Annotated in this window: 23 protein-coding genes and 1 pseudogene; 11 read left to right on the forward strand and 13 right to left on the reverse strand. The window is 72.2% G+C overall.

Annotated elements, in window-relative coordinates; translation table 11 throughout:
- Nucleotide 1 precedes the first annotated feature (1 nt).
- The gene (locus tag BLT97_RS10620) at nt 2–1,180 is read right to left on the reverse strand and encodes a glycerophosphodiester phosphodiesterase (protein WP_093608568.1); all 1,179 of its coding nucleotides are present in this window, start codon (nt 1,178–1,180) and stop codon (nt 2–4) included.
- A 314-nt stretch (nt 1,181–1,494) separates the two neighbouring features.
- Here BLT97_RS10620 and BLT97_RS10625 point away from each other — a divergent pair, with 314 nt between their 5' ends.
- Nucleotides 1,495–2,166, forward strand: coding sequence for a lysophospholipid acyltransferase family protein (locus tag BLT97_RS10625; RefSeq protein ID WP_093608569.1), 672 nt, complete (start codon nt 1,495–1,497; stop codon nt 2,164–2,166).
- A 75-nt stretch (nt 2,167–2,241) separates the two neighbouring features.
- Here BLT97_RS10625 and BLT97_RS10630 read toward each other — a convergent pair whose 3' ends face one another.
- The 3 genes from BLT97_RS10630 to BLT97_RS10640 all read right to left on the reverse strand — a co-directional run bounded on the left by BLT97_RS10630 (nt 2,242) and on the right by BLT97_RS10640 (nt 5,131).
- Nucleotides 2,242–3,786: an MFS transporter gene (locus BLT97_RS10630; RefSeq protein ID WP_093608570.1), complete on the reverse strand. Its 1,545-nt coding sequence runs from the start codon at nt 3,784–3,786 to the stop codon at nt 2,242–2,244.
- A 2-nt stretch (nt 3,787–3,788) separates the two neighbouring features.
- On the reverse strand, nt 3,789–4,334 hold the full coding sequence (locus BLT97_RS10635) for a TetR/AcrR family transcriptional regulator (protein ID WP_093608571.1): 546 nt from the start codon (nt 4,332–4,334) through the stop codon (nt 3,789–3,791).
- 107 nt (nt 4,335–4,441) lie between these two features.
- Nucleotides 4,442–5,131: a TetR/AcrR family transcriptional regulator gene (locus tag BLT97_RS10640; protein ID WP_093608572.1), complete on the reverse strand. Its 690-nt coding sequence runs from the start codon at nt 5,129–5,131 to the stop codon at nt 4,442–4,444.
- 53 nt (nt 5,132–5,184) lie between these two features.
- On the opposite strand from BLT97_RS10640, the gene BLT97_RS10645 reads away from it, so the two are divergent.
- The gene (locus BLT97_RS10645) at nt 5,185–6,303 is read left to right on the forward strand and encodes an FAD-dependent oxidoreductase (RefSeq protein ID WP_093608573.1); all 1,119 of its coding nucleotides are present in this window, start codon (nt 5,185–5,187) and stop codon (nt 6,301–6,303) included.
- A gap of 34 nt (nt 6,304–6,337) precedes the next feature.
- Here the strand turns inward: BLT97_RS10645 and argH are convergent, their stop codons facing one another.
- The 7 genes from argH to argC all read right to left on the reverse strand — a co-directional run bounded on the left by argH (nt 6,338) and on the right by argC (nt 14,306).
- A complete protein-coding gene (argH, locus tag BLT97_RS10650; protein ID WP_093608574.1) occupies nt 6,338–7,765 on the reverse strand; it encodes an argininosuccinate lyase in 1,428 nt (475 codons plus the stop codon).
- 89 nt (nt 7,766–7,854) lie between these two features.
- Nucleotides 7,855–9,279, reverse strand: a complete 1,425-nt coding sequence (gene argG / locus BLT97_RS10655; protein WP_093608575.1) for an argininosuccinate synthase — start codon at nt 9,277–9,279, stop codon at nt 7,855–7,857.
- A 164-nt stretch (nt 9,280–9,443) separates the two neighbouring features.
- The gene (locus BLT97_RS10660; protein ID WP_093608576.1) at nt 9,444–9,980 is read right to left on the reverse strand and encodes an arginine repressor; all 537 of its coding nucleotides are present in this window, start codon (nt 9,978–9,980) and stop codon (nt 9,444–9,446) included.
- A 21-nt stretch (nt 9,981–10,001) separates the two neighbouring features.
- Nucleotides 10,002–11,204, reverse strand: a complete 1,203-nt coding sequence (locus BLT97_RS10665; RefSeq protein WP_093608577.1) for an acetylornithine transaminase — start codon at nt 11,202–11,204, stop codon at nt 10,002–10,004.
- On the reverse strand, nt 11,201–12,133 hold the full coding sequence (gene argB / locus BLT97_RS10670; RefSeq protein WP_093608578.1) for an acetylglutamate kinase: 933 nt from the start codon (nt 12,131–12,133) through the stop codon (nt 11,201–11,203). The genes BLT97_RS10665 and argB overlap by 4 nt, the downstream gene beginning before the upstream one ends.
- Nucleotides 12,130–13,281 carry a bifunctional glutamate N-acetyltransferase/amino-acid acetyltransferase ArgJ gene (argJ, locus tag BLT97_RS10675; RefSeq protein ID WP_093608579.1) on the reverse strand — a complete coding sequence of 384 codons (1,152 nt, stop codon included), beginning with the start codon at nt 13,279–13,281 and terminating at the stop codon, nt 12,130–12,132. Before argJ ends, argB begins: the two co-directional genes overlap by 4 nt.
- The gene (gene argC, locus BLT97_RS10680; protein WP_093608580.1) at nt 13,278–14,306 is read right to left on the reverse strand and encodes an N-acetyl-gamma-glutamyl-phosphate reductase; all 1,029 of its coding nucleotides are present in this window, start codon (nt 14,304–14,306) and stop codon (nt 13,278–13,280) included. The genes argJ and argC overlap by 4 nt, the downstream gene beginning before the upstream one ends.
- Nucleotides 14,307–14,415: 109 nt before the next feature.
- Here argC and BLT97_RS10685 point away from each other — a divergent pair, with 109 nt between their 5' ends.
- The 3 genes from BLT97_RS10685 (at nt 14,416) to BLT97_RS10695 (ending at nt 16,963) form a co-directional block, all read left to right on the forward strand.
- Nucleotides 14,416–15,150, forward strand: a complete 735-nt coding sequence (locus tag BLT97_RS10685) for a phosphotransferase (RefSeq protein WP_093608581.1) — start codon at nt 14,416–14,418, stop codon at nt 15,148–15,150.
- A gap of 86 nt (nt 15,151–15,236) precedes the next feature.
- The gene (locus BLT97_RS10690) at nt 15,237–15,899 is read left to right on the forward strand and encodes a HEAT repeat domain-containing protein (RefSeq protein WP_107407005.1); all 663 of its coding nucleotides are present in this window, start codon (nt 15,237–15,239) and stop codon (nt 15,897–15,899) included.
- Nucleotides 15,900–15,958: 59 nt separating this feature from the next.
- Complete coding sequence (locus tag BLT97_RS10695; protein WP_093608582.1) at nt 15,959–16,963, forward strand: HEAT repeat domain-containing protein; 1,005 nt, start codon at nt 15,959–15,961, stop codon at nt 16,961–16,963.
- 68 nt (nt 16,964–17,031) lie between these two features.
- On the opposite strand, the gene BLT97_RS10700 is transcribed toward BLT97_RS10695, so the two are convergent.
- Nucleotides 17,032–18,282: an MFS transporter gene (locus BLT97_RS10700; RefSeq protein WP_093608583.1), complete on the reverse strand. Its 1,251-nt coding sequence runs from the start codon at nt 18,280–18,282 to the stop codon at nt 17,032–17,034.
- A gap of 296 nt (nt 18,283–18,578) precedes the next feature.
- On the opposite strand from BLT97_RS10700, the gene BLT97_RS10705 reads away from it, so the two are divergent.
- The 6 genes from BLT97_RS10705 to BLT97_RS10730 are packed head-to-tail and all read left to right on the forward strand — an operon-like array spanning nt 18,579 to nt 24,287.
- A complete protein-coding gene (locus BLT97_RS10705; protein WP_093608584.1) occupies nt 18,579–19,424 on the forward strand; it encodes a Rossmann-like domain-containing protein in 846 nt (281 codons plus the stop codon).
- Nucleotides 19,421–20,461 carry a GHMP family kinase ATP-binding protein gene (locus tag BLT97_RS10710; RefSeq protein ID WP_245769248.1) on the forward strand — a complete coding sequence of 347 codons (1,041 nt, stop codon included), beginning with the start codon at nt 19,421–19,423 and terminating at the stop codon, nt 20,459–20,461. The genes BLT97_RS10705 and BLT97_RS10710 overlap by 4 nt, the downstream gene beginning before the upstream one ends.
- Nucleotides 20,418–21,380, forward strand: a complete 963-nt coding sequence (locus tag BLT97_RS10715) for a pyridoxal-phosphate dependent enzyme (RefSeq protein ID WP_245769268.1) — start codon at nt 20,418–20,420, stop codon at nt 21,378–21,380. The genes BLT97_RS10710 and BLT97_RS10715 overlap by 44 nt, the downstream gene beginning before the upstream one ends.
- The gene (locus tag BLT97_RS10720) at nt 21,377–22,450 is read left to right on the forward strand and encodes a FecCD family ABC transporter permease (protein WP_093608586.1); all 1,074 of its coding nucleotides are present in this window, start codon (nt 21,377–21,379) and stop codon (nt 22,448–22,450) included. Before BLT97_RS10715 ends, BLT97_RS10720 begins: the two co-directional genes overlap by 4 nt.
- Nucleotides 22,450–23,259, forward strand: coding sequence for an ABC transporter ATP-binding protein (locus BLT97_RS10725; protein WP_093608587.1), 810 nt, complete (start codon nt 22,450–22,452; stop codon nt 23,257–23,259). Before BLT97_RS10720 ends, BLT97_RS10725 begins: the two co-directional genes overlap by 1 nt.
- 14 nt (nt 23,260–23,273) lie before the next feature.
- On the forward strand, nt 23,274–24,287 hold the full coding sequence (locus BLT97_RS10730; protein ID WP_093608588.1) for an ABC transporter substrate-binding protein: 1,014 nt from the start codon (nt 23,274–23,276) through the stop codon (nt 24,285–24,287).
- 28 nt (nt 24,288–24,315) lie between these two features.
- On the opposite strand, the pseudogene BLT97_RS10735 reads toward BLT97_RS10730, so the two are convergent.
- A pseudogene (locus BLT97_RS10735) lies at nt 24,316–24,716 on the reverse strand (PaaI family thioesterase).
- Nucleotides 24,717–24,803: the final 87 nt, after the last annotated feature.

A 24,803-nucleotide genomic window follows, 5' to 3' on the forward strand; every position in this document is an offset into this window, starting at 1 on the left:
ATCAGTTCCCGGCGAAGTCCGCCGCGGCCAGCAGGCCCGTGTCCGGGTTGTCGGTGAAGATCCCGTCGATGCCCGTCTCGAACCAGACCTTGAACGCGCCGAGGGCGTCCCCGTAGTCGCTCGCGACCGTGCCGCGCCGGAACTCGGCCGGCAGGAAGGTGTTCTCGTTGCGCATCGTGTACGGGTGCAGGATCAGGCCCGCCGCGTGGGCGTCGCGCACCAGTGTGGTCGGCTGCGTCAGCCTGCCGCTCGCGTCGCGCGGGATGATCAGGTCGAGGGTGGGCCCGAGGCCCTGCGCGTACGAGGCGATCCACTTCAGGCCCTCGGGCTTGACCAGGTCCGCGACCGTCCGCGGGTCGCCGGCCTCGACGAAGTCCCACGGCCGGGACGCGGCGGACGAGAGCAGCACCACGAGCGGGGCGTCGACCAGCTTGTTCAGGCGCTGGATGCTGCCCGGCTCGAAGGACTGCAGGAAGTTCGGGGAGTTCTTGCGGTGCCGGCCGTACTTGCGCAGCAGCTTCGCGAGCGGCTCCTCCAGGCCGAGGCCCAGCTTGCGGAAGTACGTGGGGTGCTTGGTCTCGATGTGCAGCCAGATCTCGCGGCCGCGCCTGCGGCCCTCGCGCTCGGCCCACTGGAGGACCTCCTCCAGGGTCGGCACCTCCCAGCGGCCGTCGTAGACGGTGTTCTCCTGGCGCGTGGCCGGAATGCGCTCCTTGGCGCGCAGGGTCTTCAGCTCGGCGAGCGTGAAGTCCTCGGTGAACCAGCCCGTGTACGAGACGCCGTCCACGCTCTTGGTGGTCCTGCGGCCCGCGAATTCGGGATGATCCGCGACATCCGTGGTACCCGTGATGTCGTTCTCGTGACGGCATACAAGGTGACCGTCCTTGGTGGGCACCAGGTCCTGTTCGATCACGCGGGCACCCATGTCCAGCGCGAACTGGTAGGAGCCGAGGGTGTGTTCGGGCCGGTAGCCGCTCGCTCCGCGGTGCGCGATCACGGTCGGCACCGGCAGCGATCTGAAGCCGCGCCCGCGGCTGCCGCCCTGCTCGGCGGCAGTGGCAGCGGCGGCGGGTGCGACGGCCAGTGCCGCGCTGCCCGCGCCGAGGACCGCGGTCGCGAGCAGCGCGCGCCGCCCCGGTCCGCTGCTCTGCTGCTGCTCGTTCGCCTTGCCCTGCGTCATAGGGGTCCTTCCGACGTCGTACGAGGTCGTACGTGCGTGAGGGATCTGCAGTACGTGCCCGTACGAGGAGTGGTCACCGTCCGTCTGTGATGTCCCGCACCTGCCCACGCGAGGCAACGATGCTAGGGCGGTTCATGTGACGAGGGGAGACCGCCGGAACCAACGGGACGCGAACGCAGCGCGAAGCCACGTCAACACTGCGTATCCACGTGATGAACCCGACGTGCACCGACGACGCAACCGCGAGTATCGTCCTCACCTGCACAGACAACCCGCACACCCACCCCCGCCAGCCTTTGACACCGGAGGACCCGTTGTCCCGCTTCACCCTCATCAAGGCAGTACTCGGCCCGGTTCTGCGCCTGATGTTCCGCCCACGGGTGGAGGGTGCGGAGAACATCCCGGGCACGGGGCCCGTGATCCTCGCGGGCAACCACCTCACGTTCATCGACTCGATGATCATGCCGCTGTGCCTGAAGCGGCAGTGCTTCTTCATCGGCAAGGACGAGTACGTGAAGGGCAAGGGCCTCAAGGGCAAGGTCATGGCCTGGTTCTTCACCGGCACCGGCATGATCCCCGTGGACCGCGACGGCGGGCACGGCGGTGTGGCGGCACTGATGACCGGCCGCCGCGTCCTGGAGGAGGGCAAGGTCTTCTCGATCTACCCCGAGGGCACCCGCTCCCCCGACGGCCGGCTGTACCGCGGCCGTACCGGCATCGCCCGCCTCACGCTGATGACGGGCGCGCCCGTGGTGCCGTTCGCCATGATCGGCACGGACAAGGTGCAGCCCAGCGGCGCCGGACTGCCGCGCCCTGGCCGGGTGACCGTGCGCTTCGGCAAGCCGATGGAGTTCTCCCGCTACGAGGGCATGGACCGCGACCGCTACGTCCTGCGGGCCGTGACCGACTCGGTGATGTCCGAGGTGCTCGCGCTCTCCGGCCAGGAGTACGTGGACATGTACGCCACGAAGGCGAAGGCCGCCTGACACCCTGAGCGGCTCCGCACCACACACGTACGGCCCCCGGTTCAAACCGGGGGCCGTCGTCGTCCATGTGCCGGGTCAGTGCTCCACGCCGTCCGCCAGCTTCTGCCCCCGCAGCAGGAACCAGGCCGCGACCGCCGCCGCGAGCAGCACCGCGGAGCCCACGCCCGCCGCGAGCCGCAGCCCGTCCACGAACGCGTCCTGCGCGGTGGTCAGCAGCGCCGCGCCCTGCTGGGCGGGCAGCGCGGCCGCCGACTCCCAGGCGCCGCCGAGGGATTCACGGGCGGCGTCGCCCGCGCCGGCCGGCAGGCCCGCCGGTGCCGAGAAGTCCCGGTACACGCCGGTCACGATCGAACCGAGCAGCGCGATACCGAGGGCGGCACCGAGTTCGTACGCCGTCTCCGACACCGCGGACGCGGCACCGGCCTGCTCCTTCGGCACGCTGGAGAGGATCACGTCGGCCGTGACGGTGAACGCGAAGCCCGCGCCGACTCCGACGACCAGGAGCACGGTGCCGAGCATCGGATAGCCGGTGGTGCGGTCGAGCAGTGTCAGCACGCCGAGTGCGCCGCCGACGGCCGCGAGTCCGCCCGCGACCACGGCCCGTACCGAGAACCTGCGGGCGACCCGGCCGGCGATCAGACCGGCCGTCACCGCACCGAGCGCGGCGGGCAGTTCGGCCAGTCCGGCCTCCAACGGCTGCCGCTCCTGGACGAGTTGCAGGAACTGCGACAGGAAGAAGACCAGTCCGGACAGACCGAGGATGGTCAGCAGATCGGCCAGCACCGCGCCGGAGAAGCCGCGGTTGCGGAACAGCTCCACGTTGAGCAGCGGCGCGGTCAGGGTGCGCTGTCGGCGTACGAACCAGATCAGGGACACGACACCGAGCACCGCGGTCGCGGCCACTTCGGGCCCGAACCCGTGCGCGGCCGCCTCCTTGATCGCGTACACGACCGAGACCATGCCGACGAGCGAGAGACCGACGCTGGCGAGGTCCCACGGGCCGGGTGCCGGGTTCTTCGACTCGGGCAGCAGCTTGATGCCGACGAGGACGAGCACCGCCATGACCGGCAGGTTGATCAGGAAGACCGAGCCCCACCAGAAGTGCTCGAGCAGGAAGCCGCCGACGACCGGGCCGACCGCCGCACCCGCGGACGCCATGGCGCCCCAGATGCCGACGGCGAGGGAGCGCTCGCGCGGGTCGTGGAAGATGTTGCGGATCAGCGCGAGGGTCGAGGGCATCAGGGTGGCGCCGGCGACACCGAGCAGGGCGCGGGCCACGATCATCATCTCGGGGGTCGTGGCGTACGCGTTGAGCACGGAGACCGCGCCGAACGCGACGGAACCGACGAGCAGCAGCTTCTTGCGGCCGATGCGGTCGCCGAGGCTGCCCATGGACACCAGCAGACCGGCGATGACGAACGAGTAGACGTCACCGATCCAGAGCAGCTGGGTGCCGCTGGGCCGCAGGTCCTCGCTGATGTACGGCGTGGCGAGGCCGAGCACGGTCGCGTCGATGCCGACCAGCAGCACGGCGAGGGCCAGCACGGCCATGGCCAGCCAGCGGCCGGGGTGCGGGACGGCCGCCTTCTCGGCCGCTATGTCGTCTCGGGTGGTCGTCATGGCTATGCACTCCGTCGTACGCCGCCGAGCAGCAGCTCGACGATCATGAATTGGAAGTCCTTGGCGGCGACCCTGCCGTCCTGCACGGCCCAGGCGCCGGAGCCGACGAGGCCGTACAGGGCCTCGGTCAGCCAGGCGGGAGAGAGATCGATCCGGAACTCGCCGGACTCCTGGCCGCGGCGGAACAGGGCCGAGATGCGGTCGTCGATCCTGTTCCAGCCCTCGTTCATCGCCTCGGCCTCGAAGAGCTGGTTCTCGGTGACGAGGAAGGCGAGGAAGCCGGCCACGGGCTCGACCTCGGCGACGAGCCGGCGGACGGCGCCGGTGGCCTCGCCCTCGTCCAGGCGCGCGGCGTCGAGCGCGGCTTCGAGCTGGGTCAGGCCCAGTGCTTCCAGGGCTTTGATCAGCGCGTCCCGTCCGGCGAACTGCCGGTGCAGGGTGGCACGGCTGATCCCGGCCGCCTTGGCCACCTCGTCCATCGTGGCGGTGGACTTGCGGGTGAGGAGCGCGGCGGCGCTGCGGAGGATCTGTTCACGGTCGACTGCCATGAGACGACCATACACCGAATGAGACATCTTTGTCTCACCAGAAAGCGTGACGTCTCGCGATGAGTGCCTGAGGGCTGCGATCGGGGGCGGCTTCGAGCAGCCCGGCGTCAGTCCAGCTTGGCGGACACCCCGTCGAGCACCCAGTCGAGCCCGGTCGCGAAGGCCGTCTCCGCATCCACGTGTGCACCGTCGTGCACGGCCTTGGCCAGCGCCGGGTAGCGGCCCGTGGCCAGCACCTTCGTCAGATACGGACCGGAGGCGCGCTGGCGGTCCTCCTTGGACAGACCTGTGGTGCGCTCGGCACGCAGGTTGGCGATCTCGCGCCGGATCGCGCCGATGTAGTAGGAGCTGACGGTCTCCACCGCACGCATGACGGTGTCGATGTCGGCACGCTCACCGAAGGAGGCCAGCGTGGCTTCGGCCACGGCAAGGCCGTTCGGACCCAGGGCCGGCCGGCCGCCGAGCAGGTCGGCCAGCCACGGGTGCCGGAGGGCGGCGCAGCGGGTGCGGTGGGCGAGCGCGCTCAGCACGTCCCGCCAGTCACCCGCGGGGTCGCCCTCCCCCTCGGCGAGGATCTCGGCCTGGACGGCGTCCACCATGAGGTCGAAGAGCTCTTCCTTGGTGGAGATGAAGCGGTAGAGCCGCATCGGCCCCGCATCGAGGCGCGCGGCGACCTTGCGTACGGACACCGCGTCGAGTCCGCCCTCGTCGGCCAGCGCGAGGGCGGCGGAGACGATCCCTTCGCGGTCGAGCGGGGCGGGGCGATGCGGGGGTTCCGGCCGGTCCCAGACAGTCATGCCCACACCGTACCGTCGCGCTACGCCGTACGATTCCGATACAGTGTATCGACATGAGACAGCGTATCGCCGTAGTCGGCAGCGGGCCCGCAGGCCTCACCTTCGCCCGCGTCATGCACCGCCACGACCATGCCGTCACCGTCTTCGAACGGGACCCCGCGCCGGACGCGCGCCCTCCCGGCGGCACCCTTGACCTGCACGAAGAGCTGGGGCAGCGCGCCCTCGACAAGGCGGGGCTGCTCGCGGAGTTCCGCGCGCTGTCCCGGCCCGAGGGCCAGGCGATGCGGATCCTCGCCCCGGACGGGACGGTCCTACGCGACTGGCGCCCGCGGCGGGATGAACAGGCCAACCCCGAGATCGACCGCGGACAGCTCCGCGATCTCCTGCTCGGCCCGCTCGATGTGCGCTGGGGCCGGGGCGTGGTGCGGGTGCTGCCCGGACAACCGGACGGTGTACGGGTCGAGTTCGCGGACGGGCGCGCGGAGCACTTCGACCTCGTGGTCGGCGCGGACGGCGCCTGGTCCAAGGTCCGCCCGGCGGTGTCAGCGGCGACACCGCACTACAGCGGCGTCACCCTGGTCGAGACCTCACTCGACGAGGTCGACACCCGGCATCCCGCGCTCGCGCGGCTGGTCGGCGAGGGCTCGCTCGCGGTGTACGGGGTGAACCGGGCGGTCGTGGCCCAGCGCAACAGCGGCGGCCACGTGAAGGTGTACGCGCAGTTCCGCGCGCCGCTCGACTGGGCGGCGGACCTGGACCCGGGCGACGCCGCCGCGATGCGGGCGCGCCTGCTCGCGCTTTTCGAAGGCTGGGCGGACCCGGTCCTCGAACTCCTGCGCCAGGGCGCCGAGTTCGCCCGCCGCCCGCTCCACGTCCTGCCCGTGGCGCACACCTGGACGCACGTCCCCGGCGTGACGCTCCTGGGCGACGCGGCCCATCTGATGCCACCGTTGGGCGCGGGCGCGAACCTCGCGATGCTGGAGGGCGCCGAGCTGGCGGAGTGCCTGGCCGCCGGTCCCGCGGATCCCGACGCCGCCGTCCGCGCCTTCGAGGGGCGGGCGGGGGCGCGGGCCGCACGGTGGGCGGCGCTCACGACGGCGGGTCTGGAACGGCTGGTGAGCGAGGACCCCGCCGAAGCCGTGGCGCTCTTCGACGAGGTGCACGCGTCCTGAGAGGCGGCTGCGGTGGGCCGCTCCGCCCGCAGGCCTACTTCTTCGCGTCGGCCCAGGCCCGCTGGACCGCCAAGTCCTGCTTGACCTCGGCCAGTTGGGCCGCCACCGCGGACGGTGCGGTGCCGCCGCGGCCGTTACGGGAGGCGAGCGCGCCCGGCACCGTGAGGACCGTGCGGACCTCCGGGGTGAGGTGGGCGGAGATCTTCGCGAACTGCTCGTCGGTCAGCTCGTCGAGCTCCTTGCTCTCGGACTCCGCGACCTTGACGCACTCCCCCGCGACCTCGTGCGCGACCCGGAACGGGACGCCCTGCTTGACCAGCCACTCGGCGATGTCGGTCGCGAGCGAGAAGCCGGCCGGGGCCAGCTCCTCCATGCGCTCCCGGTGGACCGTGAGCGTGGCCATCATGCCGGTGAAGGCGGGCAGCAGGATCTCCAGCTGGTCGCAGGAGTCGAAGACCGGCTCCTTGTCCTCCTGGAGGTCGCGGTTGTACGCGAGCGGCAGGGCCTTGAGCGTGGCCATCAGGCCCGTCAGGTTGCCGATGAGGCGGCCGGACTTGCCCCGCGCGAGCTCGGCGATGTCCGGGTTCTTCTTCTGCGGCATGATCGACGATCCGGTGGAGAACGCGTCGTGCAGGGTCACGAAGGAGAACTCCTTCGTGTTCCAGATGATGATCTCCTCGGCGATCCGGGAGACGTTCACGCCGATCATCGCCGTGATGAAGGCGAACTCGGCGACGAAGTCACGCGAGGCCGTGCCGTCGATGGAGTTGCCCGCGCTGCCGTGCTCGAAGCCCAGGTCCGCGGCGACCGCCTCGGGGTCGAGGCCGAGGCTGCTGCCCGCGAGCGCACCCGAGCCGTACGGGGAGACGGCGGTGCGCTCGTCCCACTGCCGCAGCCGCTCGGCGTCCCGGGACAGGGACTGCACATGCGCGAGGACATGGTGGGCGAAGAGCACGGGCTGGGCGTGCTGGAGGTGGGTCCGGCCCGGCATCGCGACGTCCGGGTGCGCCTCGGCGAGGCCGACGAGCGCGCCCTGGAGGTCGGCGATCAGGCCGCCGATGATCCGGGCGTGGTCGCGCAGGTACATCCGGAAGAGCGTGGCCACCTGGTCGTTGCGGGACCGGCCGGCCCGCAGCTTGCCGCCGAGCTCGGCGCCGAGCCGCTCCAGGAGACCCCGCTCCAGGGCGGTGTGGCAGTCCTCGTCGGCGATCGTGGCGGTGAACTCGCCGCTCGCGACGTCCTGTTCGAGCTGGTCGAGCCCCGCGATCATGCGCTCGAGCTCGTCGGCGGTGAGCAGCCCGGCCTTGTGCAGGACGCGGGCGTGGGCGCGCGAACCGGCGATGTCGTACGGGGCGAGCCGCATGTCGAAGTGGACGGATGCGGACAGCTTCGCCAGGGCCTCGGAGGGACCGTCGGCGAAACGGCCGCCCCAGAGGCGGAGGTTGTCGGCGGGGGTGCTCACTGCGGGGTGCTCCTCAGGAGGGTGGTGGCACGGTCGCCTCCCCGCCGAAGGACGGGGAGGCGACCGACGTTACGCGGGGCGGGCGCCGGTCAGTCGGTGCCGGACTCCATCGCGGCCCGGTCCAGGGCCTCGTCGTCGTCCGCGGCCTCGCCGCGCGAGGCGATGGCCTGGGCGCCGCCCTCGGGCATGGTGCCGATCAGGCCGGTGGCGGCCGCGGAGTCCACGCCCAGGATGCCGAGGCCCGCGTACTGCTCGAGCTTGGCGCGCGAGTCGGCGATGTCGAGGTTCCGCATGGTGAGCTGGCCGATCCGGTCCACCGGGCCGAACGCGGAGTCCTCGGTGCGCTCCATGGAGAGCTTGTCCGGGTGGTAGCTGAAGGCCGGGCCCTGGGTGTCGAGGATCGAGTAGTCCTCGCCCCGCCGCAGCCGCAGCGTGACCTCGCCGGTGACGGCCGAGCCGACCCAGCGCTGGATGGACTCACGCACCATCAGCGCCTGCGGGTCCAGCCACCGGCCCTCGTACATCAGCCGGCCGAGCCTGCGGCCCTCGTTGTGGTACTGGGCGAGGGTGTCCTCGTTGTGGATGGCGTTGACGAGCCGCTCGTACGCGGCGTGCAGCAGGGCCATGCCGGGGGCCTCGTAGATGCCCCGGCTCTTGGCCTCGATGATCCGGTTCTCGATCTGGTCGGACATGCCCAGGCCGTGCCGGCCGCCGATGGCGTTGGCCTCCATCACCAGGTCGACGGCGGAGGGGAACTCCTTGCCGTTGATGGTGACGGGCCGGCCCTGGGCGAAGCCGATGGTGACGTCCTCGGTGGGGATCTCGACCGAGGGGTCCCAGAACTTCACGCCCATGATCGGGGTCACGGTCTCGACGCCCGCGTCGAGGTGCTCCAGGAGCTTGGCCTCGTGGGTGGCACCCCAGATGTTGGCGTCGGTGGAGTACGCCTTCTCGGCGGAGTCCCGGTAGGGCAGGCCGTGTGCGACCAGCCACTCGGACATCTCCTGCCGGCCGCCGAGCTCGGCGACGAAGTCGGCGTCCAGCCAGGGCTTGTAGATCCGCAGGTTGGGGTTGGCGAGCAGGCCGTAGCGGTAGAACCGCTCGATGTCGTTGCCCTTGTACGTCGAGCCGTCGCCCCAGATCTGGACGTCGTCCTCGAGCATCGCCTTGACCAGCATGGTGCCGGTGACCGCCCGGCCGAGCGGCGTGGTGTTGAAGTACGCACGGCCGCCGGAGCGGATGTGGAACGCACCGCAGGTCAGCGCGGCAAGGCCCTCCTCGACGAGCGCGGCACGGCAGTCCACCGCACGCGCGATCTCCGCACCATAGGTCTTCGCGCGGCCCGGCACCGAGGCGATGTCGGGCTCGTCGTACTGGCCGATGTCGGCGGTGTACGTGCACGGAACGGCGCCCTTGTCGCGCATCCACGCGACCGCGACGGAGGTGTCGAGACCACCGGAGAAGGCGATGCCGACGCGCTCGCCGGCCGGAAGGGAAGTGAGGACCTTGGACATAGGAAGAGTATGCATCACTCCGCATGGTCATGCAAGCGCCGTGTTTTTATGCACCGGCTGCGCGGAGGGAGCGTGCGCCAGGACATGCGAGCACCGGGCCACGGCTGTCGCCGGGACCCGGTGTCGGTGTCCGGTCTTCGGGCTGCGGAGGCCGAGCGCTCCGCTCAGCGCTCGTTCTGGGCGAGCCGCAGCATGTGGTCGGCCAGGGCCTGGCCGCCCGCCGGGTCGCGGCTGATGAGCATCAGGGTGTCGTCGCCGGCGATGGTGCCGAGGATGACGTGGAGTTCGGCCTGGTCGATGGCGGAGGCGAGGAACTGGGCGGCGCCGGGCGGCGTGCGCAGGACCACGAGGTTGGCGGACGCCTCGGCGGAGATGAGGAGTTCACCCGCGATGCGCTTCAGGCGCTCCTCCTTCGCCGACTCCCCCAGCGGCGCCTGCGGGGTGCGGAAGCCGCCCTCGCTCGGCACCGCGTAGATCAGCTCACCACCGGTGTTGCGGATCTTCACGGCGCCCAGCTCGTCGAGGTCACGCGAGAGCGTCGCCTGCGTGACGGACAGGCCGTCGTCCGCGAGCAGCTTCGCCAACTGGCTCTGCGAGCGCACCGGTTGCCGGTTGAGGATGTCCACGATCCGGCGGTGCCGTGCCGTACGCGTCTGCGGTACGGACGGCCCCCCGTGCTCGTTCTCCTGCGCCTGGCTCATCGTCGTCGTCTCATTCCCGCGTCACTTCTCCCCGTCGGCCCGGCCGGCCGCGAGCGCCTGGTCCAAGATGCCGGGCAGGGCCTGGAGGAACGATTCCACTTCCGCGTCGCCGATGGTCAGCGCCGGCATCAGGCGGACCACGTCGGGCGCGGGCGCGTTGACCAGGATCCCGGCGTCCTGAGCCGCCTGCTGCACCTGGGGCGCGAGCGGCTCGGTGAGCACCATACCGAGCAGCAGGCCCGCACCCCGGACATGGCCGACGAGGGAATGTCCGGAATTCTCGATTCCGTCGACGAGCTTCGCGCTCTGCGTCTTGACGTTGTCGAGCAGGCCTTCGGCCTCGATGGTCTCCAGTACGGCGAGACCGGCGGCGCAGGCGACGGGGTTGCCGCCGAAGGTCGTGCCGTGCTGGCCGGGCTGGAGCAGATCGGCCGCCGCGCCGAACGCGACGACCGCGCCGAGCGGGAGACCACCGCCGAGGCCCTTGGCGAGCGTGACGACATCGGGCTCGACGCCCTCGTGCGCCAGGTACTCGAACCACTGCCCGGTCCGTCCGACCCCGGTCTGCACCTCGTCGAGGACGAGCAGCGTGCCGGTGGCGCGGGTGATCTCGCGGGCGGCGGCGAGGTAGCCGGCCGGCGGCACGACCACGCCGTTCTCGCCCTGGATCGGCTCGATCATCACGAAGGCGGTGTCGGTCGTGACGGCCGCGCGCAGCGCCTCCACGTCTCCGTACGGTACGTGCGTGACCTCACCGGGGAGCGGGGCGAACGGGGCCTGCTTGGCGGGCTGTCCGGTGAGCGCGAGCGCGCCCATGGTCCGGCCGTGGAAGCCGCCGTCGGTCGCGACCATGTGGGTGCGGCCGGTGAGCCGGCCGAGCTTGAAGGCCGCCTCGTTCGCCTCCGTACCGGAGTTGCAGAAGAAGACCCGGCCCTCGCGGCCGAAGCAGCGCAGGAGGTGCTCGGCGAGGGCGACGGTCGGCTCGGCGATGAAGAAGTTGGAGATCTGGCCGAGGGTCGCGACTTGGTCGCTGACCGCGCGGACCACGGCGGGGTGGGCGTGCCCGAGCGCATTGACCGCGATGCCGCCGACGAAGTCGAGGTACTCCTTGCCGTCGGCGTCCCAGACCTTGAGGCCCTCGCCGCGGGTGAGCGTCATGCGCGGGGTGCCGTAGTTGTTCATCATGGCGCTCTGCCAGCGCCCCGCGATGGCGGCGTTGCTCATGCTGCTTCCCCCTCGGGACCGTCGGGAGCGGCGTCCGGCACGACCATCGTGCCGATGCCTTCGTCGGTGAAGATCTCCAGCAGGATCGAGTGCTGGACGCGTCCGTCGATGACGCGGGCGGTGTGCACCCCGTTGCGCACGGCGTGCAGGCAGCCCTCCATCTTGGGCACCATGCCGCTCGCCAACTCCGGGAGCAGCTTTTCGAGTTCGGTGGCCGTGAGCCTGCTGATGACCTCGTCGGAGTGCGGCCAGTCCTCGTAGAGGCCCTCGACGTCGGTCAGGACCATCAGGGTTTCGGCATCCAGCGCAGCAGCGAGTGCCGCAGCCGCCGTATCAGCATTGACGTTGTAGACATGTCCGTCATCTTGGGAGCGGGCGATCGAGGAGACGACCGGGATACGGCCGTCGGCGAGCAGGGCTTCGATGGCGCCGGTGTCGATCTCGGTGATCTCGCCGACCCGCCCGATGTCCACCAACTCGCCGTCCACGCGCGGCTGGTGCTTGGTCGCGGTCATGGTGTGCGCGTCCTCGCCGGTGAGGCCGACGGCGAGCGGGCCGTGCTGGTTGAGCAGCCCGACCAGCTCGCGCTGCACCTGTCCGGCGAGCACCATCCGTACGACGTCCATGGCGTCCTCGGTGGTGACGCGCAGGCCGGCCTTGAACTCGCTGACGATCCCGTGCCGGTCGAGGGCCTTGCTGATCTGTGGGCCGCCGCCGTGCACCACGACGGGCTTGAGTCCGGCGTGGTGCAGGAAGACCACGTCCTGGGCGAAGGCGGCCTTCAACTCCTCGTCCACCATGGCGTTTCCGCCGAACTTGATGACGACCGTCTTGCCGCGGTGCCGGGTGAGCCAGGGCAGCGCCTCGATGAGGATCTGCGCCTTGGGCAGGGCGGTGTGCTTGCGGGTGGAGCTCGTCTTGTCGGTCATGAGCTGTAGGCGCTGTTCTCGTGGACGTAGTCGGCGGTCAGGTCGTTGGTCCAGATCGTGGCGGTCTCGGTGCCGGCCGCGAGGTCCGCGACGATGTGCACCTCCCGGTAGCGCATGTCGACTTTGGTGCGGTCCTCGCCCACGCCGCCGTTCTTGCAGACCCAGACGCCGTTGATGGCGACGTTCAGCTGGTTCGGGTCGAACGCGGCCTTGGTGGTGCCGATCGCGGAGAGCACGCGGCCCCAGTTGGGGTCCTCGCCGTGGATGGCGCATTTCAGGAGGTTGTTACGCGCGATGGACCGGCCGACCTCGACGGCGTCGGCCTCGCTCGCGGCGTTCACGACCTCGACCCTGATGTCCTTGCTCGCACCCTCGGCGTCGCGGATCAGCTGCTGCCCGAGGTCGTCGCACACCTCGCGCACGGCGGCCGCGAACTCCTCGTACTCCGGGGTGACTTCGGAGGCGCCCGAGGCCAGCAGCAGCACGGTGTCGTTGGTCGACATGCAGCCGTCGGAGTCGACCCGGTCGAACGTGACCCGGGTGGCGTCCCGCAACGCCTTGTCGAGGACATCGCTGTCGAGCGCGGCATCCGTCGTGAGGACGACCAGCATGGTGGCGAGTCCGGGCGCGAGCATGCCCGCGCCCTTCGCCATCCCGCCCACCGTCCAGCCGTCCCTGGTGACGACGGCGGTCTTGTGCACGCTGTCGGTGGTCTTGATGGCGATGGCGGCCTTCTCGCCGCCGTGCTCGGAGAGTCCGGCGGCGGCCTGCTCGACGCCCGGCAGCAGCTTGTCCATCGGCAGAGTCACGCCGATGAGCCCGGTCGAGCAGACAGCGACCTCACCCGCGTTGAGGTCCAGCGTGTCGGCCACCTTCTCGGCGGTGGCGTGCGTGTCCTGGAAGCCCTTCGGCCCCGTACAGGCGTTGGCGCCACCGGAGTTGAGGACGACGGCGGACACGATGCCGCCCTTCAGGACCTGCTCGGACCACAGGACGGGAGCGGCCTTCACGCGGTTGGAGGTGAAGACGCCGGCCGCCGCCTGGCGGGGGCCGCGGTTGACGACGAGCGCGAGGTCGGGGTTCCCGTTCTCCTTGATCCCGGCGGCGATGCCCGCGGCCTGGAATCCCTTGGCTGCCGTCACACTCACGGCGCGACTCCGATCGTAGAGAGCCCGGTGGTCTCATCGAGACCCAGAGCAATGTTCATGGACTGAACGGCACCGCCCGCGGTGCCCTTCGTGAGGTTGTCGATGGCGCTGATGGCGACGATGCGCCGGGCGCTCTCGTCGTACGCGACCTGGATCTGCACGGTGTTGGAGCCGTACACGGAGGCGGTGGCGGGCCACTGCCCCTCGGGCAGCACGTGCACGAACGGCTCGTCCGCATACGCCTTTTCGTAGGCGGCCCGGACGGACTCGGCGGTGACGCCCGGCTGCGCCTTGACGTTGCAGGTGGCGAGGATGCCGCGGGCCATGGGCGCGAGGGTGGGGGTGAAGGAGACCGACACCTGCTCGCCCGCGGCCGCGGAGAGGTTCTGCGCCATCTCGGGGGTGTGCCGGTGCCCGCCGCCCACACCGTACGGCGACATGGACCCCATCACCTCGGAGCCGAGCAGGTGCGGCTTGAGGGCCTTGCCCGCGCCCGAGGTGCCAGTGGCGGCCACGATCACCGCGTCGCTCTCGGCCAGGTCGTTCGCGTACGCGGGGACGAGGGCGAGCGAGACGGCGGTCGGGTAGCAGCCGGGCACGGCCACCCGCTTCGACCCGGCGAGCGCCTCACGCCCGCCCGGCAGCTCGGGCAGTCCGTACGGCCAGGTGCCGGCATGCGGCGACCCGTAGAACCTCTCCCACTCCCCCGCGTCCTTCAGCCGGAAGTCGGCCCCCATGTCGACGACGAGCACCTCGTCGCCGAGCTGCTCGGCCACCGCGGCGGACTGCCCGTGCGGCAGCGCGAGGAAGACGACGTCATGCCCGGCCAGCACGTCGGCCGTGGTCGGCTCGAGCACGCGGTCGGCGAGAGGCAGCAGGTGCGGCTGCAGGGAGCCGAGGCGCTGGCCGGCGTTGGAGTTCCCGGTCAGGGCGCCGATCTCGACACCGGGGTGGGCAAGCAGCAGACGCAGCAGCTCTCCGCCCGCATACCCACTCGCTCCGGCCACTGCGGCACGTACCACCATGGTTCCCTGCCTCCCTCTCGATGGCATGACTATACGTGCCGCCGTACTCTTATGCAACGAGTCATCGGATCATGCGTGCCTGGGGGCCGGGGCGTGGCAGCCTGGGCCGATGCATGAGGTGCCGTTGCCCGGAGGGCTCGTCAACCGTGTCGTCCGCGTCGGGGACACGGTGCGGCGCACGCCTCCGCCGCGGGCGGACTTCGTCGCAGCGCTCCTGGAGCTCTTCGAGGCGCGCGGCTGGGACGGGGCGCCGCGTCACCTCGGCCGCGACGGTGACGGCCGGGAGGTCCTCACCTACCTGCCGGGGCATGTGGCCTGGGAGCCCGAGCAACCGGCGGACGTCCTCTCGGACGAGAGCCTGGCCGCGGCGGCCCGCCTGGTCCGGCGGTTCCACGACCTCACCGCGGGGACCGATCTCGCGGGGACGGCGGAGGTGGTCTGCCACAACGACCTTGCACCCAAGAACACCGTCTATCGCATGACGGACCGCGGCCGGCGGCCCGCGGCGTTCATCGACTGGGACCTCGCCGCTCCGGGGAGACGCATCCACGATGTCGCCCATGTCTGCTGGCAGTTCCTGTGCCTGGGCCCCGGGGCCGAGCCCGCGGAGGCGGGGCGGCGGATGCGGCTGGTCGCGGACGCGTACGGGCTCGAGGGGCGGTCCGGGCTCGTGGAGACGGTGCTGTGGTGGCAGGAGCGGTGCGGGCGTGGGATCGCGCGGGCGGCGGACGCGGGCGATGCGGCGATGGCGCGGCTGCGCGGCGCGGGCGTGCTTGAGGAGATTCGGGCCGCGTACGACTGGACAGCCCTGCACCGGGCGACCTTGGAGCGAGCCCTGCGGTGAAGCACGAGAGCGCGACCCGCGTCGCCGTCTCGTTTGACCTTGACACGGTGGCAACGTTTTCACTGCTTGCCGAGGAGGTGGTCCCGATGACCATGGCGAGGCTGGACACCGAAGTGCGGCGCCGGCTGGCGGACGCGAGTGCCACCGTGCGGTTGCGGGCCGCCCTGGCCGTCGGCAGCGCGCCGGAGCCGGGGGACGTGGCTGTGCTCGTGGAGCGGTGTGCGGTCGAGCCCGAGTTCTTCGTACGGGACATGCTGACCTGGGCGCTCACCCGCCACCCCGCGTCCCGCACGCTGCCCGTGCTGCTGCGGGAGCTCCGTTCGGAGCGGGCCCAGGCGCGCAGTCAGGCGCTGCACACCCTGTCCAAGGTCGGGGACGGGCGCGCGTGGCCCGAGATCACGCACGCCCTGCTCACCGACGCGGACGACGAGGTGGCGCGCAGTGCGTGGCGGGCCGCCGTGGTGCTCGTGCCGGAGGGTGCGGAGCCGGCGCTCGCCGCCGAGCTGGCGACTCAGCTCGGGCGGGGCGGGCGCGAGACGCAGCTCAGCCTCAGCCGCGCGCTGGTCGCACTCGGCGAGTCGATCCTGCCCGCACTGGAGGCCGCGGCGACGGCCGCCGACCCGGGCGTACGGGCACACGCGCTCGCCACGGAGCGGCTGTTGCGCGACCCGGACGCCGGATTCGCCTTCGCGGTCGAGGAGGCGAAGCGCGTCGTCGCCCTCCAGGACCGGCCCGCGGGCGACGATTGAGTCCCGACCGCCCGCTGGCATGGCGTCCCGGGTGCGGTGAACAGTGAGGTGGCGCAGGCGTGTTGATCGGTGAGGTGGCGCGGCGGTCCGGGGTCAGCGCCCGGATGCTCCGGCACTACGAGTCGCTGGGTCTGGTGCACCCTTCGGGGCGCACCGGATCCGGCTACCGCGAGTACGCGGCGCAGGACATCCAGCGGATCTTCCAGATCGAGAGCCTGAGGTCCCTCGGTCTGTCGCTGCGGGAGATCGGCCGCGCGCTCGACGACCCCGGCTTCGCCCCCTCGGCGCTGGTCGACGACCTCATCGAGCGGACGCGTGAACGCATCGCCGCCGAGACCGAGTTGCTGACCCGGCTGCGACGGATCGACGCCACCAACCCCGCGGGCTGGGAGGAGGTGCTGCACGTCGTGGCGCTCCTTCAGGCGCTGGGTTCGAAGAGCGCCGACACCCGCCAGCGCGCCGCCCTGGCCTCCGGCGAGGAGCCCGCCCTGCCCGTCGAGGCCCTGGTCGAGGCGGCGCTGGGCGAGGGCGACGCCAACGTCGCCGGCGCCCTGCGCTGGGCGCTGGCCCGCTCCGGCCCCGGCGCCGCGGCCCTCCTCGCGAAGGGACTCGGGTCACCGGTGGCCTCGGTGCGAGAGCGTGCCGTACGGGCTCTTGTCGAGATTCCGGGCGAGGAGGCCGCCGCACAGCTGCGGGAAGCCCTCGCGCACGACGATCCGGTGGTCCGGGGATGCGCGGCAGTGGCGCTGGGCGCACGCGGCGAGGCCGACGCGGTCCCGGTCCTCGTGGAGATGGTCGTGGACGGGCGTAACGACACCGACGCGGCCGACGCCCTCAGTGCGCTCGCCGGTGAGCCCGCTGCGGCCGACCGGATCGCCTCCCGTCTCGTGGGCCGCCTCGCCGACCCTGCCACCACGGCACCCGCCCGCGCACGCCTGACGCAGGCCCTCGCCGACATCCCCGGCAAGCGGGCCCTTGCCGCCCTGCGCACCCTGTCGGAGGACGAGGACCGGGCGGTCGCGGTGACGGCGGCGTATCTGGTGCGCGTGCGCGACACCGCGTAAGGGCCGGCGCGCGAGCCCCGTAGGAGAGGGCCCGTGCGCGAACCCCGGGACCGAGCGCGAAGCCCTCGCTACGAGACGGCTGCCTCCCCCGTCCCCCGCGAGAAGTGCCGGGCCGTGCGGACCGTCCCCGCCGCCAATGGCGCGAGGAAGCAGGTGGCCGCGCAGACCGCGAGCACCGGGCCCGTCCCGAACGCGCCGATCGCCGGGGCGATCACCGCGAGGCCCACGGGCGCGAGGCCGTACGAGAGCAGGAAGTCGAGGGAGGAGACCCGGGCCAGCTTGTCCGGGGCCACCTCCCGCTGCGTGGCCGTGAACCAGGGGACGTTGAACAGTTCGATGCCCACGCCCGCGACCGCGTAGGCCGCGACCACCACGGCGGGATGCACGGGCAGCATGAGGGCAAGCGGCGCGAACCCGTACGCGGCGAGGCCCGCCAGGGCCGCCCAGCCCTGGGAGCGGGGGCGCCACCGCGCGATCAGCAGGGCGCCGCCGAGGGCGCCGAGGGTGTACGCGGTGGTCGCCGCCGCGAGAACCACCCCCGTGTCGTAGCGGTCGCGGCTGATCAGCGGCAGGGCGACCCCGGTGGCCGAGTAGCCGGTGGCTATGACCGCGGTCAGGGCGGCGAGACCCGCGAGGAACCAGGGGTGCCGGCGCGCCTCGCGCACGCCCTCCATGAACTCGCCCAGCAGGGACGCCCGTTGAGGAGTCTCGACAGAGTCGCGCGGCGCGCCGCGGCCGGGTGCCAGGGCCGCGATCAGCCACAGCGCGCCGATGCCGAGCAGCAGCGCGGAGGAGTCGAAGAAGGCCGCGAGCATCGTGGCGAGCGAGGGCCCGAGCAGGGCGCTGACCCGGACCGAGAAGGTCATGGCCGCGTTGGCCTGCTGCCGGCGGTCCGGGTCGACGGTCTCGGCGGTGAGGGCCTGGAAGGCGGGGCGGCAGGCGCCCTGACCGGCGCCCGCGAGCACCGCCGCAGCCGCCATCAGCGCGGTCGAGCGCCCGAGTCCGGCCGCGAGCAGCGGCGCGGCGGCCGCCGCCGCGAGGCCCGACCACAGCACCACCGCACGGCGCGAGTGGCGGTCGGCGAGCACGCCGCCGACCGCCACGGCCAGCAGGAATCCACCGGTACGGGCCGCGAGCACGAGCCCCAACCCGGTGGCGCTCAGGTCGCGTTGGAGCACCGCGAGGCCGAGCACGAAGGGCAGCGCCCAAGTCGCGAGGCCGGAAGCGGTGGTGCCGGACCACAGGCGCAGGAAGGCGGGTTCCCGCAGGACCGGCCGTTGCGGCGGTGCGGGCGGTGCATGGGTGGGTGAGCTGGTCAACGTGGGGCGCTCCCGTCGTTCACGGTGGGCGGGCAGGTGGCAGGGGCGGGGTCCGAGACGGCAGGACAGCCGTCGGCCGCGACCCCCGGGGTAGCTTAATGGAAACGATTGTCGTTATGGTGTGGGCCTCGGGTCGGACCGCACCCCTGCCGGTGCAGGTGACCGGACCCACCCCTGCCCGGAGCGCACCGCAGCGCCCCGGCCTGCCAACTCCCCTGAGGTGAGAGCACCTTGACGCGCGATGTCCGCACGACGAACCCCTCCTGTCCGCACGCCCGCCTCCGGGAGGGACGGGCATGAAGCACACCGACGACCTCTTCGCCGCCGCACTCGCCGCTGAACTCGGCCCCGATCCGGCCGGGTTGACGGCCACGAGCGTGTTCTGGATCCACCACGGCACGCGGCTCACCGGCGGCGGCGTGACCTATCTCAACCAGTACGTCCTGGTCCGCGTGGGCGCCGCCTTCGGCGGCTGCGCCTTCGAGGCGGGCGAGATCGACCCGGCCGTCTGCCGCGACCGCTCCGGCTCCCCGCTGGACGCGCTGCTGCGCGAAGGCCCGCGCCCGCTGCGGATCGCGGCCCTCGACGCCTACCTCGCCTCGGTGCGCCCGCACGACGCGGACACCGTCACCCTGCCCGCCGGGCCGCCCGAAGTGCGGGCGCGGGCCAGGGACGAGGCCATCGCCGGGCTGCTCGACATCGAGGCGGGCGCGAAGGTCGCGCTGATCGGCGTGGTCAACCCGCTGGTCGCGGCCATCCGCGAGCGCGGCGGCGTCCCCCTGCCCTGCGACTTCAATCTGCGCGCCACGCAGTGGGGAGACCCGGTCACCACCGACATGGAGGAGGTGCTCGCGGCCGCCGACGCCGTGGTCGCGACCGGGATGACGCTCGGCAACGGCAGCTTCGACACGCTCCTCGAGCGCTGCCGGGCACGCGAGGCGCCACTGATCGTCTACGCGCAGTCGGGCAGCGCGGTCGCGCGGGAGTTCCTCGGGCACGGGGTGAGCGCGCTGTCGGCCGAGCCCTTCCCGTTCTCCCAGTTCAGCGCCGAACCGACGCGGCTGCACCGCTACCGGGCCGACCCCTCCCGGCTCCGCCCCGCCCCCGCAAGGCTCCGTACAACCCCGGCGAGCCGGTCGTGAGAACCGGCACGGGCAGCGCGCCCTGCCACCACGGCGAGCTGCTCCAAGGCGTGTTCCTCGACGCGGAGGGCACGCGGCGGGCGGGGCTCGTCACCCTGCCGCTCGACGGTCAGGGGACGCGGGCCGTGTTCCTGCCGGGTCCGGGGACGGAGGTCGAGGTGGTCCCGGGCGACCGCGCGAAGGCGCTGCGGGCCGCCGTACTGACCAGGGATCTGTGTGCGCAGAGGGCCCGAGTGGCGCCTTGCGGGGGGCAGTTGACGCTGTCCGGCGATGTCCCGGTCGGGCTCGGGATGGGCAGCTCCACCAGTGATGTGATCGCCGCGGTGCGGGCGGTGGCGGACGCCTTCGGCGTGGCGCTCGCGCCGGACGAGGTGGCCCGGCTCGCGGTACGGGCCGAACAGGCCTCGGATCCGCTGATGCTGGACGACCGGCCGCGGCTGTTCGCGCAGCGCGACGGCAGGGTGATCGAAGAGCTCGGGGCGCGGCTGCCCGCCCTGGTCGTGCTGGGCTGCGCGCTGTCCGGCGGGCGTCCCGTGGACACGCTCGCGCTGCCCGCGCCCGCACCCGACGAGGAGCAGATCCGCGTCTACGAGCGGCTGCGCGCGCTGCTGCGCCGGGCGATCCGGACGGACGACCGGGCCCTCACGGGCCGGGTGTGCACGGCGAGCGCGCGCCTCGGCCAACACCGGCTCGCCCACCCGGAGTTCGCGACCGTCGCCGCGCTCGCCGGGCACAGCGGTGCAGTCGGCGTGCAGATCGCGCACAGCGGCTGTGTCGCGGGCCTGCTCTTCGACCCCGCCGCGCCCGGGGTGCGCCGCCGGCTGCGGCGGTGCGCCCGGGACCTGGAGCGCGAGGGGATCCCCGTGACCCGGACCTTCACCACATTTCCCGTACGTGAGGAGAGCTTTCGTGGACGAGCACATAGCCGAGGCGATCGGCCGGCCGGACCTGGTGCGCCTCGACGACCGGCTGCTGTGCCTGCGCTTCGAGACCATGAAGGTCGTCTCCGCCCTCGCCGCCGTACGCCGTCTGCTTGAGACGGGGGTGATACGGCGCGGGGACACGCTCCTGGACAGTTCGAGCGGCATCTACGCGTACGCCCTCGCGCTCGCCTGCCACCGGCACGGGCTGCGCTGCCACATCGTCGGCTCCACCACCGTGGACCGCACCCTGCGCACCCAACTCGCGGTCCTGGGCGCCACGTTCGAGCAGATGGAGCCGTGCAGCGACCTCAAGCTGGACCAGAAGCGCCGCGTGGCGCGCGTGCGGGAGATCCTCGCCGAGCACCCCGGGCACCACTGGATGCGGCAGTACCACGACGCCGTCCACTACCTCGGGTACGAGCCGGTCGCGGCGCGGCTGCGACAGGAGCTCGGGCGGGAGCGCACACCCGGCGCGCATCCGCCGGGCGAGCGGATCACCCTGGTCGGCGGGGTGGGTTCGGGGGCCTCGACCGGGGCGCTCGCGCACTACCTGCGCGCCGCGGGGGCGGACGTGCGGCTCGTGGGGGTGCAGCCGTTCGGCAGCGTGACCTTCGGCAGCGAGCACGTCGAGGATCCGGAGATCATCATCGCCGGGATCGGCAGCTCCATACCGTTCGGCAACGTCCGGCATGCCGCGTACGACGTGGTCCACTGGACCGCTTTCGATGCAGCGCTGAGCGGCAGCGTCGAACTGCTGCGCCGGCACGCCGTATTCGCGGGCCTGTCCAGTGGCGCGGCCCATCTGGCGGCCCGCTGGGAGCGGGCGCTCGATCCGGAGCGCACCGTGGTCTTCGTCGCGGCCGACACCGGCCACCGGTACGCGGACAGCGTGTTCGCCCGGCACGCCGAGGCGGTACCGCTGGAGCAGCTCGCCCCGCGCGAGGTCACCGGGCAGGACCAACTCGCCCTGCCCTGGTGCCGGATGAGCTGGGACCGGGCGCCCGCACCCGCGCAGGCGGTGGCGGCCGAATGACCGTGCTCGAAGCGGCCGCGCCGCCGCTCTCCCGGCGCCGTGCCGGACTCGGCCTCGTCTGCGTGGCCCTGGGCGCCCTGCTCGTGCTGTCCGTGGTCGTCGCCATCGGCCTTGGCGCGGCCGTGGTCCCGCCCGGCGACACCGCGCGCTATCTGTGGTCCGCCGTGACCGGCGGCCGGATCGACGCCGGCGAGGTGACCACGTACCAGATCGTCTGGCAGATCCGCACGCCGCGCGTGCTGCTCGCGGCCCTCGTGGGGGCCGGGCTCGGCGCCGTCGGGGTGGCGGTGCAGGCGCTGGTGCGCAATGCGCTGGCCGACCCGTTCGTTCTCGGTGTCTCCTCCGGCGCGTCCGTCGGGGCGGTCGCGGTGACGGTGAGCGGCGGGCTGGCGGCGTTCGGGATCTACGCGGTGTCGGCCGGTGCGTTCCTCGGGGCGCTGGCCGCCTCGGTCCTTGTCTTCCTCGTGTCCGCGAGCCGTGGCGCCCTCGCGCCGCTGCGGCTCGTCCTCACCGGGGTCGCCCTGTCGTTCGGCTTCCAGGCGCTGATGAGCGTGCTGATCTACTTCGGCCCCGACAACGAGGCGACGAGCAGTGTCCTGTACTGGACGCTCGGCGGGTTCGGCGCCGCCCAGTGGGGGTCGCTGCCGGTCGTGGCGGCCGTCGTCGCGCTGGGTCTGTTCGTGCTGCTGCGCCAGGCGCGTTCGCTCGATCTGCTCGCGCTCGGGGACGAGAGCGCGGCGAGCCTCGGGCTCGACGCGGACCGCCGGCGCCGGCTGCTGCTCGTGCTGGTCTCCCTCGTGACGGGGGTGCTCGTCGCGGTGTCGGGCGCGATCGCGTTCGTCGGGCTGATCGTGCCGCACCTGGTGCGCATGGTCGTGGGCGCCACCCACCGGCGGGTGCTCGCCGTCGCGCCGCTTGCCGGTGCGGTGTTCATGGTGTGGGCCGATCTGGTGGCCCGCACGCTGGTCGCCCCGCGCGAACTGCCCCTGGGCGTGATCACCGCGCTCGTCGGGGTGCCCGTGTTCCTCACCTTGCTGCGCCGCAAGGGCTATGTCTTCGGGGGGCGTTGATGGATCTGACACTGGACGGCCTGACGGTCGTGACCGACGGCCGCGCTCTCGTACGGGAGTTGTCGCTCCGGGTGTCGAGCGGGCAGGTGGTGGGGCTCGTCGGGCCCAACGGCAGCGGCAAGTCGACCGCGCTGCGCTGCGTGTACCGCGCGTTGCGGCCCACCTCGGGTGTCGTACGGGTGGGCGCGGACGATCTCGCCGACCTGTCCGCGCGGCGCGGGGCCCAGCTCGTCGCCGCCCTCACGCAGGACGGCATGGTTGAGCTCGACTTCACCGTCGAGGAGGTCGTGGCGCTCGGCCGCGCCCCGCATCTGCGCGGCGCCCAGGCGCTCGGCCGGCGCGAACGCGAACTGTGCGCGCGGGCGTTGGAGCAGCTCGGCATCGCGCATCTCGCCCGTCGCGGCATCCTCGGCCTGTCCGGCGGGGAGCGGCAGCGGGTGCTGGTGGCCCGCGCGCTGGTCCAGGAGCCGCGGATCCTCGTCCTCGACGAGCCCACCAACCATCTCGACCTGCGCCACCAGATCGAACTCCTGTCGTTCCTGCGCGGCGCAGGCCTCACCGTCCTGGTCGTCCTGCACGACCTCAACCTGGCCGCGGCCGCCTGCGACCGGCTCGCCGTGCTCAGCGAGGGCCGGCTCGTCCGCTCCGGCACCCCGGCCGAAGTCCTCACCGCCGAGCTGGTGGAGGGGGTCTTCGGGGTGCGCGCCGAGGTGGTCGCCCATCCGCTGACGGGCGACCCGCAGCTCCTCTATGCCCTGACCGACACCGGGAAGCGGCCTGCTCCCCTCCCCCGCTCTCTCACCTCCTGAAAGGCACGTCACCGATGTTCACCACCACCTCCCGGATACGCCGCCGAGCCGCCCTCGGGTCCGCCGGCGCCCTCGCCCTGCTGCTCACGGGCTGCGGGGCCGAGGTCACCCCCGACGCCGGTACCGCGGCCGCCACGACCACCAAGGTCAAGCGCTGCGGCGAGACCGTCACGTACAAGAAGCCCGAACGGGCGGTCGCCTACGAGGGCGGCAGCGCCGACAAGCTGTTCAGCCTCGGGCTCGCCGACCGGGTGCACGGCTACGTCATGCCGCCCGCCAACCCGCCGGTCTCCGAATCCCCTTGGGCGAAGGACTACGCCAAGGTGAAGATGCTCAGCGACGACCTGCTCAACAAGGAGATCGTGGTCGAGGCGAAGTCGGACCTCGTGGTCGCCGGCTGGAACTCGGGCTTCAGCGACCAGCGCGGCATCACCCCGGAGATCCTCGACAAGCTCGGCATCCAGAGCTTCATGCACACCGAGAGCTGCTTCAACTACCCCGGTTTCCCGCAGAAGACGACGCCCTTCGAGGGCCTGTACGCCGACCTCGAACGGCTCGGGCAGATCTTCCAGGTCGAAGACCGTGCCGAGAAGGTGGTGGCGGACCTGAAGAAGCGGGTGTCCGCGGTGGCGGCCAAGGCACCGAAGAGCGAGGACCCCGCACCGGTCTTCCTCTACGACTCCGGCACCGACCAGCCGTTCACCGCGGGCAGCCAGGTGCCGCCCAACGACATCATCAGGACGGCCGGCGGCCGCAATGTCTTCGACGGCCTCGATCAGCGCTGGACCCAGGTGACCTGGGAGGCCGTGACGAAGGCGCAGCCCGAGGTGATCATGATCCTCGACTACGGGGACCAGCCGGCCGAGCAGAAGATCGCGTTCCTGAAGAAGTCCCCGCACACCAAGGATCTGCCGGCGGTGAAGAACGACCGCTTCTTCATCCTCGACTACAACGAGGGGATCAGCGGGCCGCGGAACATCGACGGTCTGGAGAAGTTCGGCGCGTATCTGCGGGAGTTGGAGAGCTGAGCGGGGGCGCCCTCTCTTGGCGCCCCTCTCATCCCCTCCGTATGGCCTGTGTCTGGGTCGTCTGCCCGAGGGCCCGGTCCTCGTCGTCGTACACGTCCGTCTGTACGACGACGTAGGACCGTCCGACGTGCAGCGGGCGCGCGACCGCGCGGGCCGTCCCGGACGTGAGGGGCCGGAAGAAGTTGGTCTTCGACTCGACGGTCGAGGTGGTCGCGCCGGGCGGCAGCTGGAGGAAGGCGCACACCGCACCGACCGTGTCCGCGAGCGTCATGAGCCACCGCCGTGCAGGGCGCCGCCGACCGTGCAGAGCCCGGGCGACCAGGCCAGGGTTCCTGTGGCGCGCTCGGCGGACGCCTCGTGCAGTGCGATGCCCAGATGCGCGGCGAAGGGCAGGGCGGACAGGAGGGTGGCGGGGGTCGTCTCGGTCATGCCGTCAGCGTGGTCGTTGTCCGCGGGACCGTCGATTACTCCCCGGGTCATTGACGTGCCCGGCGCGGGGGCCGGCGGTTTCCGCGG

Origin of the sequence: Streptomyces indicus, assembly GCF_900100315.1 — a bacterium.
In the GTDB taxonomy this organism is placed as follows: domain Bacteria; phylum Actinomycetota; class Actinomycetes; order Streptomycetales; family Streptomycetaceae; genus Streptomyces; species Streptomyces indicus.

What these genes read in the sequence shown, in the direction of transcription:
- BLT97_RS10640 (WP_093608572.1), bottom strand. Translation starts at nt 5,131, where the DNA reads ATGACTGTCTGGGACCGGCCGGAACCCCCGCATCGCCCCGCCCCGCTC.
- argB (WP_093608578.1), bottom strand. Translation starts at nt 12,133, where the DNA reads ATGACCGACAAGACGAGCTCCACCCGCAAGCACACCGCCCTGCCCAAG.
- BLT97_RS10715 (WP_245769268.1), top strand. Translation starts at nt 20,418, where the DNA reads ATGAAGGTCGTCTCCGCCCTCGCCGCCGTACGCCGTCTGCTTGAGACG.
- BLT97_RS10645 (WP_093608573.1), top strand. Translation starts at nt 5,185, where the DNA reads ATGAGACAGCGTATCGCCGTAGTCGGCAGCGGGCCCGCAGGCCTCACC.
- BLT97_RS10660 (WP_093608576.1), bottom strand. Translation starts at nt 9,980, where the DNA reads ATGAGCCAGGCGCAGGAGAACGAGCACGGGGGGCCGTCCGTACCGCAG.
- BLT97_RS10685 (WP_093608581.1), top strand. Translation starts at nt 14,416, where the DNA reads ATGCATGAGGTGCCGTTGCCCGGAGGGCTCGTCAACCGTGTCGTCCGC.
- BLT97_RS10690 (WP_107407005.1), top strand. Translation starts at nt 15,237, where the DNA reads ATGACCATGGCGAGGCTGGACACCGAAGTGCGGCGCCGGCTGGCGGAC.
- BLT97_RS10720 (WP_093608586.1), top strand. Translation starts at nt 21,377, where the DNA reads ATGACCGTGCTCGAAGCGGCCGCGCCGCCGCTCTCCCGGCGCCGTGCC.
- BLT97_RS10620 (WP_093608568.1), bottom strand. Translation starts at nt 1,180, where the DNA reads ATGACGCAGGGCAAGGCGAACGAGCAGCAGCAGAGCAGCGGACCGGGG.
- argC (WP_093608580.1), bottom strand. Translation starts at nt 14,306, where the DNA reads ATGGTGGTACGTGCCGCAGTGGCCGGAGCGAGTGGGTATGCGGGCGGA.
- BLT97_RS10725 (WP_093608587.1), top strand. Translation starts at nt 22,450, where the DNA reads ATGGATCTGACACTGGACGGCCTGACGGTCGTGACCGACGGCCGCGCT.
- BLT97_RS10665 (WP_093608577.1), bottom strand. Translation starts at nt 11,204, where the DNA reads ATGAGCAACGCCGCCATCGCGGGGCGCTGGCAGAGCGCCATGATGAAC.
- BLT97_RS10730 (WP_093608588.1), top strand. Translation starts at nt 23,274, where the DNA reads ATGTTCACCACCACCTCCCGGATACGCCGCCGAGCCGCCCTCGGGTCC.
- argG (WP_093608575.1), bottom strand. Translation starts at nt 9,279, where the DNA reads ATGTCCAAGGTCCTCACTTCCCTTCCGGCCGGCGAGCGCGTCGGCATC.
- BLT97_RS10635 (WP_093608571.1), bottom strand. Translation starts at nt 4,334, where the DNA reads ATGGCAGTCGACCGTGAACAGATCCTCCGCAGCGCCGCCGCGCTCCTC.
- BLT97_RS10705 (WP_093608584.1), top strand. Translation starts at nt 18,579, where the DNA reads ATGAAGCACACCGACGACCTCTTCGCCGCCGCACTCGCCGCTGAACTC.
- BLT97_RS10630 (WP_093608570.1), bottom strand. Translation starts at nt 3,786, where the DNA reads ATGACGACCACCCGAGACGACATAGCGGCCGAGAAGGCGGCCGTCCCG.